Source organism: Neobacillus sp. GCM10027624, assembly GCF_042675345.1.
GTDB lineage: Bacteria > Bacillota > Bacilli > Bacillales > Cytobacillaceae > Neobacillus > Neobacillus cucumis_D.
Genome location: NZ_JBHTHD010000030.1, coordinates 15,245 through 27,647 on the forward strand (window position 1 = coordinate 15,245; position 12,403 = coordinate 27,647).

The 12,403-nt window shown below is 39.2% G+C and carries 13 protein-coding genes; all 13 read left to right on the top strand.

From position 1 onward, the window contains the following. Window positions 1-87: 87 nt before the first annotated feature. The 13 genes from veg to spoVT all read left to right on the top strand — a co-directional run bounded on the left by veg (window position 88) and on the right by spoVT (window position 12,275). Window positions 88-348, top strand: coding sequence for a biofilm formation stimulator Veg (gene veg, locus ACFQZ9_RS28820; protein ID WP_026574040.1), 261 nt, complete (start codon window positions 88-90; stop codon window positions 346-348). A 143-nt stretch (window positions 349-491) separates the two neighbouring features. Next, complete coding sequence (locus ACFQZ9_RS28825; protein WP_198313708.1) at window positions 492-668, top strand: small, acid-soluble spore protein, alpha/beta type; 177 nt, start codon at window positions 492-494, stop codon at window positions 666-668. A 213-nt stretch (window positions 669-881) separates the two neighbouring features. Continuing rightward, a complete protein-coding gene (gene ispE, locus ACFQZ9_RS28830) occupies window positions 882-1,751 on the top strand; it encodes a 4-(cytidine 5'-diphospho)-2-C-methyl-D-erythritol kinase (RefSeq protein WP_198313707.1) in 870 nt (289 codons plus the stop codon). A 54-nt stretch (window positions 1,752-1,805) separates the two neighbouring features. Next, window positions 1,806-2,630 (top strand): pur operon repressor, encoded by an 825-nt coding sequence (gene purR / locus ACFQZ9_RS28835; protein ID WP_198313706.1) that lies wholly within the window; start codon window positions 1,806-1,808, stop codon window positions 2,628-2,630. A gap of 13 nt (window positions 2,631-2,643) precedes the next feature. Further along, the gene (locus tag ACFQZ9_RS28840) at window positions 2,644-3,018 is read left to right on the top strand and encodes a RidA family protein (protein WP_198313705.1); all 375 of its coding nucleotides are present in this window, start codon (window positions 2,644-2,646) and stop codon (window positions 3,016-3,018) included. Window positions 3,019-3,214: 196 nt separating this feature from the next. Then, the gene (spoVG, locus tag ACFQZ9_RS28845) at window positions 3,215-3,505 is read left to right on the top strand and encodes a septation regulator SpoVG (RefSeq protein ID WP_026574035.1); all 291 of its coding nucleotides are present in this window, start codon (window positions 3,215-3,217) and stop codon (window positions 3,503-3,505) included. Between the two features lie 197 nt (window positions 3,506-3,702). Next, window positions 3,703-5,076: a bifunctional N-acetylglucosamine-1-phosphate uridyltransferase/glucosamine-1-phosphate acetyltransferase gene (gene glmU, locus ACFQZ9_RS28850; RefSeq protein WP_498946782.1), complete on the top strand. Its 1,374-nt coding sequence runs from the start codon at window positions 3,703-3,705 to the stop codon at window positions 5,074-5,076. 22 nt (window positions 5,077-5,098) lie between these two features. Then, on the top strand, window positions 5,099-6,055 hold the full coding sequence (locus ACFQZ9_RS28855; RefSeq protein ID WP_026574033.1) for a ribose-phosphate diphosphokinase: 957 nt from the start codon (window positions 5,099-5,101) through the stop codon (window positions 6,053-6,055). A 103-nt stretch (window positions 6,056-6,158) separates the two neighbouring features. Continuing rightward, window positions 6,159-6,794 (top strand): 50S ribosomal protein L25/general stress protein Ctc, encoded by a 636-nt coding sequence (locus ACFQZ9_RS28860; RefSeq protein ID WP_198313703.1) that lies wholly within the window; start codon window positions 6,159-6,161, stop codon window positions 6,792-6,794. A gap of 127 nt (window positions 6,795-6,921) precedes the next feature. Beyond that, the gene (gene pth / locus ACFQZ9_RS28865) at window positions 6,922-7,482 is read left to right on the top strand and encodes an aminoacyl-tRNA hydrolase (RefSeq protein WP_498946806.1); all 561 of its coding nucleotides are present in this window, start codon (window positions 6,922-6,924) and stop codon (window positions 7,480-7,482) included. A 149-nt stretch (window positions 7,483-7,631) separates the two neighbouring features. Continuing rightward, window positions 7,632-7,862, top strand: a complete 231-nt coding sequence (gene fin, locus ACFQZ9_RS28870; RefSeq protein ID WP_026574030.1) for an anti-sigma-F factor Fin — start codon at window positions 7,632-7,634, stop codon at window positions 7,860-7,862. Between the two features lie 137 nt (window positions 7,863-7,999). Then, the gene (gene mfd / locus ACFQZ9_RS28875; RefSeq protein WP_498946783.1) at window positions 8,000-11,536 is read left to right on the top strand and encodes a transcription-repair coupling factor; all 3,537 of its coding nucleotides are present in this window, start codon (window positions 8,000-8,002) and stop codon (window positions 11,534-11,536) included. Between the two features lie 202 nt (window positions 11,537-11,738). Next, complete coding sequence (gene spoVT, locus ACFQZ9_RS28880; RefSeq protein ID WP_026574028.1) at window positions 11,739-12,275, top strand: stage V sporulation protein T; 537 nt, start codon at window positions 11,739-11,741, stop codon at window positions 12,273-12,275. The last annotated feature ends 128 nt before the right edge of the window (window positions 12,276-12,403 follow it).

Genomic DNA, 12,403 nt, shown 5'->3' on the forward strand with positions numbered 1-12,403 from the left:
ATCTTTTTATCGGACTGATATAATTTTATATTTTGTTTGACAAAATGTTATTTGCGTGGTATACTTTTACATAGTGAGGTGGACCGAATGCCAAAAACCTTAGCCGATATTAAAAAGGCTCTTGACTCAAATTTAGGGAAAAGATTGTTACTTAAGGCAAACGGAGGACGCAGAAAAACGATTGAGCGTTCCGGTGTTTTAGCGGAAACATACCCTTCAGTATTTGTCATTGAGTTGGATCAAGATGAGAATGCTTTTGAGCGCGTTTCATACAGCTATGCAGATGTATTGACTGAGACCGTTCAAATCACCTTTGAAGATGCATCAGGACACTTAGCTTTAAGCTAACATATGAGCAATGTTTAGGCGGTAAACGGTGGTTTACTGCTTTTTGCTTTCTTCAAAAATCGACATGGATGATTATAGATAACATGAAAAGATTAAATTTATACATACTATAAATACCGTGAGTGAAGAAAGGGGTTGTTTAGATGGGCAGAAGAAGAGGTGTCATGTCTGGTCAATTTAAAGAGGAGCTCGCAAAGGAGCTTGGCTTTTATGATGTGGTTCAAAAAGAAGGCTGGGGCGGGATTAAAGCCCGTGACGCAGGTAATATGGTAAAGCGTGCCATAGAGCTTGCCCAGCAACAGTTGTTGAACAAACGTTAACCAAAAGATCGATATCTTCTGAAGTCAGTTTAAACCGATAGATTCACCACGGTCAGGCCAGGGAATAAACCCCCTGGCCTTTCATTTCTGCATTATTTTTTGTTAAAATGTTATATTTGATAGGATTATTTTTCTATCACGTCTTACATTGACCGTTTTGTGGTAAAATAGGACAAAATATGGAACTGTCAATTTTTAAAGTAGGTGGACGTTGTGAAGCTTTTAATAAAAGCACCGGCCAAGATTAATTTATCATTAGATGTTTTGAACAAACGTCCTGATGGATATCATGAAGTTGAAATGATTATGACAACAATTGATTTGGCCGATCGAGTTGAGCTAAGTTTATTAAATCAAGATAAAATACATATTCTTTCCCATAATCGCTACGTTCCGGATGACCAGCGAAATTTAGCCTATCAGGCTGCTCAGCTGTTAAAGGACCGTTTTCAAGTCAAAAAAGGGGTTGTGATCTCCATTGAAAAGACAATCCCGGTTGCTGCAGGCCTTGCCGGCGGCAGCAGTGATGCTGCGGCAACATTAAGAGGTTTAAATAAGTTATGGGGGCTCGGATTAACACTGGATGAGCTGGCTGAACTCGGTTCTGAAATTGGGTCAGATGTTTCCTTCTGTGTATATGGCGGGACAGCCATAGCAAAGGGCAGAGGAGAATTTATCACCGATCTCCCAGCTCCTCCTACATGCTGGGTGATTTTAGCGAAACCCTTTATTGGTGTATCAACAGCAGAGGTCTATCGCCGCCTCGACTTAAATGGAATGAAGCACCCGAACACAAATGGAATGATTGAAGCAATAAAAAATAATGATTATCAGCAGGTTTGTCAAAACGTTGGGAACGTTTTAGAAGATGTTACATTAAACCTGCATCCGGAGGTAGCCCTCATCAAGGATCAAATGAAGCGCTTTGGTGCTGATGCTGTACTAATGAGTGGCAGTGGCCCGACGGTTTTTGGTTTAGTTCAGCATGATTCGAGAATGCATCGAATCTATAACGGCTTAAGAGGATTTTGTGACCAGGTTTTTGCGGTGAGGATGTTAGGAGAACGCCACTTCCTTGATTAAATGCGTACGTTAGTGATATATTTTAATTAGAATTTTCGTCTTTTGGAGGTTATTATGAAGTTTCGTCGAAGTGAACGGTTGATTGATATGACGAATTATTTACTGGACCATCCTCGCCAGCTCGTACCGCTGACATTTTTCGCCGATCGTTATGAATCAGCAAAATCATCTATTAGTGAAGATTTAGCGATAGTCAAAGAAACATTTGAGCAAAAAGGATTTGGAACCTTGCAGACGGTACCGGGTGCAGCTGGAGGCGTTAAATTCTTAGTGCAAATAAGCAAAGAAAATGCGAGGCCTTTTGTTCAAGAACTCTGTGAATTAATCGCTACTCCTGATCGGTTATTACCTGGAGGCTATTTATATTTGACGGATATCTTGGGGGATCCTCAAATTGTCCAAAAAGCAGGAAGGATTATTGCTTCTGCTTATTCCGAAGCTAAAATTGATGTCATCATGACTGTGGCAACAAAAGGGATTCCGCTTGCCTATGCAGTGGCAAGTCAATTAAATGCTCCTGTTGTGATTGTCAGAAGGGACAGCAAAGTAACGGAGGGACCGACCGTAAGCATTAATTATGTCTCTGGTTCAACCAAAAGAATTCAAACGATGGTTCTTTCTAAGAGAAGCCTTACAGAAGGCTCCAGGGTCTTGATTGTCGATGATTTCATGAAAGCTGGCGGAACAGTCATCGGCATGATTAGTTTATTAGAGGAATTTAATGCTACAGTAGCCGGGATTGCTGTTTTAGTCGAAGCGGAAAAAATTGAAGAGCGCCTGGTTGATAACTATTTATCTCTTGTTCAATTATCGGATGTTGATTTGAAGGAAAAAAAGATTAATGTTAAAGAAGGTAACTATTTTACACTGAATAAATAGGAGGGTTTTACATATGGAAATCGTTCAAACAAATCAAGCACCAGCTGCAATTGGTCCCTATTCTCAAGGTATTGTTGTCAATAATTTGTTTTACAGTTCTGGTCAAATTCCACTCACAGCGGAAGGTACTTTGGTTGAAGGAGATATTAAGGTACAAACCCACCAGGTATTTAAAAATTTACAAGCAGTACTAGAAGCTGCTGGTGCATCATTAGAGACAGTTGTAAAAGCCACTGTTTTTATTAAAAATATGGATGAATTTGCACAGCTTAATGAAATATATGGAGAATATTTCCACACCCATAAACCTGCACGTTCATGTGTCGAAGTAGCCAGATTACCTAAAGATGTATTAGTTGAGATCGAAGTTGTAGCGCTCGTGAAATAAACGAGTGCTTTTTTATTTGTAAGGAGGGAAATATTTATTATTTTGTCTTAAAATGTAAGAAAATTACCGTTTTTTACAGAAGTTCACTTTTTTGCCCTAATTTTTCTAAAAAATTTTAAAATTAAAGAAGGAAAACCAAGATTTCTGTTGAATTTATTAATCTAGCTTTTTATCTAGAAGAAAAGGGTGTGAGCACATGGAAGTAACTGACGTAAGATTACGCCGCGTTAATACGGATGGAAGAATGAGAGCGATTGCATCAATCACATTAGACAATGAATTTGTAGTTCATGACATTCGTGTTATCGATGGAAACAACGGTTTATTTGTAGCTATGCCAAGTAAACGTACTCCAGACGGAGAATTTCGTGACATTGCGCATCCAATCAATTCAGGAACACGCGGAAAAATCCAAGAAGCTGTTTTGGCAGAGTACCACCGCTTAGGTGAATTGGAAATTGAATTTGAAGAAGCCGGAGCTTCCTAAGGATTTTGACAACTAGGGCCTTTCTTCCACGTAAGGCTCTTTTTATTTTTTAGATTCTTCGCTAATTGTCCCCTCTATCAGTCCTCTAAGCGGCACTCCAAATAACAAATTAAGACACTTTCGGAACATTCCTTGAAAAGGCAAGCAAATTGCGTTAATATTTTTAATGGATAAAAAGGTAAATTGGAGGCATGTTCATGTCTAATCGTTATGCTGTGATTTTAGCCGCAGGACAAGGAACGCGGATGAAATCAAAGCTTTATAAAGTGTTGCACCCGGTTTGTGGAAAACCAATGGTTCAGCATGTAGTGGATCAAATAACAAAGCTGGATATAGAAGAAATGGTTACGATTATCGGGCATGGAGCAGAAATGGTAAAAGCCCAATTAGGCGATAAAAGCCTTTATGCTCTTCAAGAACAACAGCTTGGAACGGCACATGCGGTCATTCAGGCTGAAGAAATGCTCGCTGGTAAAAAGGGAACAACCATTGTTGTCTGCGGTGATACTCCATTAATTCGTGCAGAAACGATGGAAGCCTTATTTAACCATCATCAAGAACTAGCTGCAAAGGCTACCATTCTGACTGCGAGGATTGAAGATCCAACAGGCTATGGCCGGATCATTCGAAATGAAAGCGGATTGGTTGAAAAAATCGTTGAACACAAAGATGCCACAGAGGCAGAGCGGGCCATTAATGAAATTAATACTGGAACGTATTGCTTCGACAATGAGGCTCTTTTTGAGGCATTATTAAAGGTCTCAAATGATAATGTTCAAGGGGAATACTATTTACCGGATGTTATCGAGATTCTAAAGGAACAAGGTGAAATTGTTACCGCTTTCCAAACAGATAAGTTTGAAGAAACGATTGGCGTGAATGACAGAATCGCGCTAAGCACTGCAGAGCGAATTATGCGAAACCGGATTAATGAAGACCATATGCGGAATGGTGTAACGCTCATCGATCCCGATAACACCTATATTGAGACAGATGTACAAATTGGCCAGGATACTGTGATTTATCCTGGGACCATCCTGAAGGGTAGAACGATCATTGGTTCTGATTGTCAAATTGGCCCGCATTCTGAGATTGATACTTGTGAAATCGGGAATGGAACAGTTATCCGCCAATCTGCTGCTAATAAAAGCTCAATTGGCGCAAATGTCAATATTGGGCCGTTTGCCCATATTCGGCCTGATTCAGCCATTCAAGATGAAGTGAAGATTGGAAACTTCGTTGAAATTAAGAAGGCTGTATTTGGTAAGGGAAGCAAAGCCTCTCATTTAAGTTATATTGGAGATGCAGAAGTGGGTAATAATGTAAACATCGGCTGTGGTTCAATCACGGTTAACTATGATGGTAAAAATAAATATTTAACCAAAATAGAAGATGATGTCTTTGTCGGCTGTAATTCAAATCTTGTTGCTCCTGTTACAGTTGGGAAGGGTGCATATGTTGCTGCAGGTTCTACCATTACCATGGATGTACCTGGAGAGGCATTGTCCATTGCCCGTGCGAAGCAAGTGAATAAGGAAAACTACGTTCAAAAGCTTAATTTGAAAAAATAAGCGAGAATAATGGAGGACCATCATGTCAAATCAATATTTAGATCCAAATTTAAAGGTATTCAGTTTAAATTCTAATCTTCCCTTGGCAAGAGAAATTGCAAAAGTAATCGGTGTAGAGCTTGGAAAGTGTTCAGTAACTAGATTTAGTGACGGAGAAATTCAAATTAATATTGAAGAAAGTATCCGCGGCTGTGATGTGTACGTAATCCAGTCAACGAGCAATCCGATTAATGAGAATCTCATGGAACTATTAATCATGATTGATGCATTAAAAAGAGCATCTGCAAAAACGATTAATATTGTTATGCCTTATTATGGTTATGCCCGTCAAGATCGTAAAGCACGTGCCCGTGAGCCAATTACCGCAAAATTAGTAGCAAATCTGCTTGAAACAGCAGGAGCAACTCGTGTAATTTGTCTTGATTTGCACGCACCGCAAATTCAAGGGTTCTTTGATATTCCAATTGACCACCTTATGGGAGTGCCGATTTTATCAGAATACTTTAAGAACAAAGCACTAGACGGTGATCTTGTCGTTGTATCTCCAGACCATGGCGGGGTAACAAGAGCTAGAAAAATGGCAGAGCGCCTAAAAGCTCCAATCGCGATTATTGACAAACGCCGTCCGCGTCCAAATGTTGCCGAGGTTATGAATATTGTGGGTAACATTGATGGAAAGGTAGCTATTCTTATTGATGATATTATTGATACAGCTGGAACGATTACACTTGCTGCAAATGCATTAGTGGAAAACGGTGCTTTAGAGGTTTATGCCTCCTGTACACACCCTGTATTGAGCGGTCCAGCCATTGAAAGAATTCAAAATTCAAAAATTAAAGAATTAGTGGTTACAAACTCAATTGAACTTCCGGAAGAGAAAAAGATTGATAAAATTATAAATCTTTCTGTCGCACCACTAATCGGTGAAGCAATTATCCGTGTACATGAGGAACAGTCCGTAAGTACATTATTTGATTAATCCGTACAAGGATCCATCCGAATTATACTGAATTAAAATGTTTAGACCTTCCTGTTTTGGGGTAATTTTATAAAGTGAACTTAAATAGGAAGGTGACATTTCAATGAGTACTGTTTTACAAGCAAAAGAACGCAATGAATTTCGTCATTCTGCTTTAAAGAAAATTCGGGACACTGGAAGCATTCCAGCTGTTATTTATGGTGCAAAGGTTGAAAGTAAGCCTGTTTATATTAGTTCTGCTGATTTAACGAAAACCATTCGTTCTGTAGGCAGGAATGGTGTCTTTTCTCTTGATATCAGTGGAAATCAGCATGATGTTGTCTTAAAGGATTATCAAGAGGATTGTATTAAAAAAGAAATTACACATGTTGATTTTTTAGCAGTTGATAAGTCTTCAAAAATCAATGTATCGGTCAGACTTGTACTTACTGGTGAGGCCGCAGGTGTGAAAGATGGCGGGGTTCTACAGCAGCCAGTCCACGAATTGTCAATCACATCAACTCCTGACAATATTCCGGCTCAGATTGAAGTAGATGTCACGAACCTGCAGGTTGGTGAAAATGTAACCATTGCAGATATCCTCTATCAAGGGTCATTTTCGATTAATCATGATGCAGAAGAAGTGGTTGCCTCGATTCTTCCTCCTAAACAGGAAGAAGAAATTAATGCAGGTGAACAGCAAGATGGCGGCCATCCTGATCAAGAAGAAGGAAGAGAAACAGAACCAATTGGAGACTAATAGTAATAGACGTAACCTAAACAAAGGTTACGTCTTTTGCAGTTCTTATTTAAAGCGAAAATAATGGAGAGAATTTATGCTTCGAAAATTTTTTAGAAAGTGGTCTGAACCGGAAGAGGTGGGAAAGATGAAAATAATGGTTGGTTTAGGAAACCCGGGGAAGCAATATGAACATACGAGGCACAATGTAGGCTTCGATGTCATTGATGAGCTTTCGCGCCGATTTAATATTCCGTTAGACCAATCCAAATTAAAAGGTTTGTATGGAATTGGATTCTACAAAGGGGAAAAGGTCTTATTGTTAAAACCATTGACCTATATGAACTTATCCGGGGAATCCATTCGCGCCGTAATGGATTATTATGATATCGATTTAGAAGACCTCTTGGTGATTTATGATGACCTTGATCTACCTGTTGGGAAAATTCGTCTCCGCCAAAAGGGAAGCGCAGGCGGTCATAATGGAATTAAGTCCACGGTAGCCCATCTTGGCACGCAGCAATTTAACAGAATTCGAATCGGCATTGACCGCCCACAAAATGGGATGAGCGTGCCTGATTATGTTCTGGGGAAATTTCATAAAGAAGAGCAGTCACAGGTTCAAGATGTTATTCAAAAAAGTGCCGATGCATGTGAAGCCTGGCTGGAGAGGCCATTTATACAAGTAATGAATGATTTTAATCAGTAAATGTACATGAGATAGGCCATCCTTTCATATTATAAAGCGTATATCCAAAACTGAATGTTTGCGGTTTGAGAAGTGACTTTAGAGTGAATAGATTCCCCCTGTTTGGGTTAATATACTAATATTAAATCGAAGAATAGGGAGGGACAGGCGTGGCCATCCATTATCATTGCAGGCATTGCGGCACAAAATTAGGCTCTATCGAACAATCATCCATACACAGCGAAACGCTTGGTCTGAATAAGTTAACTGAACGGGAAAGACAAGAAATGGTTGCGTACGATCCATCTGGGGATATTCACATAACCTCGATTTGTGAAGACTGCCAGGAAGCTTTGGAGCGAACTCCAGAATACCATCAATATGATTTTCTTATTCATTAACTAGCTTTGGATGCACTCCAAAGCATTTTTCTGTTTTGAAATTTAAACTTTTATAATATATGAAATTTGTATACTGTCCAGCTCCAGCCCCTGAAAAAAGGGCTTTTAGCTTTTCAGTTGAGAGAGGAGGATTTAGGTTGAACAGTTTAACATCATTATTCCTTCGACAGGAAGACATACATTCTGTTATATCTGGAATGGAAGAAGGGCTAAAGGAACAGTTAATTGCAGGGTTATCGGGCTCATCGAGGACCATCTTTGCAGCATCCATTTATGAACAAATGAAAAGGCCGATTATGTTCGTTACCTATAATTTGCTGCAAGCACAAAAGCTATATGATGATCTTGTCAATCTAGTAAATGAAAAGGATGTTTTTCTTTTTCCGGCAAATGAACTGATCGCTGCTGAAATGAGTATTGCCAGCCCGGAATTAAAGGCTCAAAGAATTGAAGCTTTGAACTATTGGAGCAAAAATAGCCGCGGAATTTTAATAGCTCCTATTTCTGGCTTGAAAAAAATTACTCCGCCAAAGGCTATGTGGAAAAACTATCAACTTTCCTTAAAACTAGGGGAAGACTTAGATATAGAGAGAACGCTTACAACCTTTGTTAAGATGGGGTATGTAAGGGTAGAAATGGTGTCTACTCCTGGAGAATTTAGTGTACGGGGCGGAATTATTGATATTTATCCTCTTACAGAATCAGACCCGCTTCGTATTGAACTTTTTGATACCGAAATTGATTCGATCCGTTATTTCTCCCTTGAGGACCAACGTTCCAAGGAAAAGATTTCTGAAATCTTAATTGGCCCTGCAACAGAAATTCTTCTTGAGGATGTAAATTACAGTCGAATCGTTGAAAGGTTAGAAGAAGGGTTAGCAAAAAGCTTAAAAAAATTAAAGGACGAAAAGGCTAAAATCCAACTGGCACAAAATATTGGATATGAATTAGAGCTGCTAAAAAATCAGCAAAAGCCTGACCAAGTCTATAAATACTTATCTCTTGCCTACGAAAATGCTGGTAGTTTACTAGATTATCTTCCGCATAACGGTTTAGTATTTATTGATGAAATCAGCAGGGTTCATGAAATGAATGAATCTTTAGTCAAGGAAGAAGCAGACTGGTATACCTCCTTATTAGGTGAGGGACAAATTATCCATGACCTGGTTATTTCACATGACCTACACGGGCTTTTACAAAAAAGGAATTTTCCAGTCCTTTATATGTCTTTATTTCTCCGTCATGTCACAAATACTAGTCCGCAAAATATTATTAATGTTTCTTGTAAGCCTATGCAAAATTTCCATGGACAAATGCATTTGCTTAAAGCAGAAGTAGACCGTTGGAAAAAAAGCAACTATTCTATTCTTGTACTCGGCCCCGATGAAGAACGGGTAAAAAAGCTGGAGCGGGTTTTAGAGGATTATGAAATTGAATCCTCGCTTTTAGGTGAAGGGCAGGAGCCATTACCAGGTAAAGTTCAAATTATGAGAGGAAATCTCCAAACTGGATTTGAATTATCCATTCAAAAAATTGCCGTGATTACCGAGGAAGAGTTATTTAATAAACGAGTGAAAAAATCTACTAGCCGGCAAAAACTATCGAATGCGGAAAGAATTAAAAGCTATTCCGAGCTCCGGATTGGTGACTATGTTGTTCATGTAAACCATGGGATTGGAAAATACCTTGGTATTGAAACACTTGTAATTAATGGAATTCATAAGGATTATTTACATATTCGTTATCAAGGAACGGATAAACTGTATGTTCCTGTTGAACAAATTGATTTAATCCAAAAATATGTTGGGTCTGAAGGAAAAGAGCCTAAAATCTATAAGCTTGGCGGCACTGATTGGAAAAAGGTGAAAAAGAAAGTTCAATCCTCTGTCCAAGATATTGCGGATGATTTAATTAAGCTGTATGCCGAACGTGAAGCAGCGGTTGGCTATGCTTTCTCACCTGATGGAGACATGCAAAGAGAATTCGAAACAAACTTTGCATACCAAGAAACAGAAGATCAGTTACGTTCTATTCGTGAGATTAAAAAGGATATGGAAAGATTGCGTCCAATGGACCGGCTCCTTTGCGGCGATGTTGGTTATGGAAAAACGGAGGTTGCTATTCGTGCGGCCTTTAAAGCAATTACCGATGGCAAACAGGTTGCCTTCCTTGTGCCAACAACCATTCTAGCTCAACAGCATTTTGAAACATTAAGGGAAAGATTTCAGGACTTCCCTATTAATATTGGTTTGTTAAGCCGTTTTCGTTCTAAAAAGCAACAAACGGAAACGATAAAAGGGCTGAAGGCGGGGACTGTTGATATTGTCGTTGGAACACACCGCCTGCTGTCAAAGGATGTCATTTATCGTGACTTAGGGCTGTTAATTATCGATGAAGAACAAAGGTTTGGGGTTACACATAAGGAAAAGATAAAGAGGTTAAAAACAAATGTGGATGTTTTAACATTAACAGCCACACCAATTCCAAGAACTCTGCATATGTCCATGCTGGGAGTTCGAGATTTGTCGGTGATCGAAACACCGCCTGAAAATCGTTTCCCTGTGCAAACCTATGTTATGGAGTATAATGGATCGCTTGTCAGAGAGGCCATTGAACGGGAACTCGCCCGTGACGGACAAGTATACTTTTTATATAACCGGGTAGAGGATATTGAACGGAAGGCAGAGGAAATTTCCATGCTTGTACCGGATGCCCGTGTAACTTTTGCCCATGGGCAGATGTCGGAAAATGAATTAGAGTCTGTAATGTTGAGCTTTTTATCCGGAGAATTTGATGTTCTCGTCAGTACAACAATTATTGAAACGGGTGTTGATATTCCTAATGTCAATACGTTAATCGTCTTTGATGCTGATCGAATGGGACTTTCACAGCTTTATCAGCTGCGCGGCCGGGTTGGAAGATCGAATCGGGTTGCCTATGCCTATTTTACGTATAGAAAGGATAAAGTTTTGACGGAGGTTGCCGAGAAACGTTTGCAGGCAATTAAGGAATTTACGGAGCTTGGCTCCGGATTTAAAATTGCGATGCGGGACCTATCCATCAGGGGTGCCGGTAATTTATTAGGGGCACAACAGCATGGTTTTATTGATTCGGTTGGATTTGATTTGTATTCACAAATGTTGAAGGAAGCCATTGAGGAAAAGCGGGGCGACCTTAAGGAAGCTGAAAGAAAAACGGTTGAAATTGATTTGGAAATTGATGCGTATATTCCGGATTCCTACATTAAGGATGGACATCAAAAAATTGAAATGTATAAGCGCTTCAGGGGTATTCAAGCATTAGAAGATGCACAGGAGCTTCAAGAGGAAATGATTGACCGTTTTGGCGAATATCCAAATGAAGTAGCATACCTCTTCCAAATTGCAGAAATGAAGGTTTATGCCCTTCTAAATGGTGTTGAACAAATAAAGCAAGTGAAGCAGGATGTAACATTGTTAGTGAATGAAAAAGTAAGCAGCAAGATTGATGGCCATAAGCTGTTTAAAATCAGCAGTCAGTTTGGAAGAATGGTTACCCCAGGAATGGATGGCAATAAATTAAAAATGACCATCAATGTAAAAGGGTGCGAAATAGCAAAATGGCTTCATGTTGCTTTTGAAATGATAAAGGGGCTTGAAGCATCGAAAAAGGGCGAAGAAAATCCAGTTACTTAATCTTTTTTCAATTTATTGGATTTCAATTCAGTGGTTAATCCTGTACCTAAAAGGAAATTTTCTCACATATGTGAAAAAATATAATGATTGTGTATAGAACTTTCCAGATGAAAGATACTAAGTTCAAAGTTGGTGGTGATTATTACATAAGCATCATTACCAAGTTAGTTTAAATCATCAGATGAAAGTGAGGCAACATTGGATGAAAGCAACTGGAATAGTTCGTCGAATCGATGATTTGGGTCGTGTTGTCATACCGAAGGAAATTCGCAGAACATTAAGAATTCGCGAAGGGGATCCATTAGAAATCTTTGTGGATCGAGACGGAGAAGTGATTTTAAAGAAATATTCTCCAATTAGCGAATTAAGCGATTTTGCTAAAGAATATGCGGAAGCCCTTTTTGACAGCCTTGGAAATCCAGTACTAATTTGTGATAGAGATGCCTATATCGCTGTTGCTGGAGGTTCAAAAAAGGATTATTTAAATAAAAATATCAGTGATTTGGTTGAAAAAACGATGGAGGACCGTAATTCCGTTCTTGTCACTCAACAAGGCGATGTAGCCTTGTCAGATGGAAGCCCGGAGGCGATCTCATCATATACAATTGGACCGATTATTGCAAATGGAGATCCGATTGGAGCAGTTATTATTTTCTCTAAAGAAGGAACAGTTGGAGAAGTTGAACAAAAAGCTGTTGAAACAGCAGCCGGATTCTTAGCAAGACAAATGGAGTCATAATTTTAGTTTTTTTAACGAAAGGACAGCGCTCGCTGTCTTTTTTCATGCACCAAATTAAGCCGCATCCTATGCTATAATACATGGGAGTTTATTTTGTCTAGCTCCAGCGCTGATCAAGGTGCTTGCGC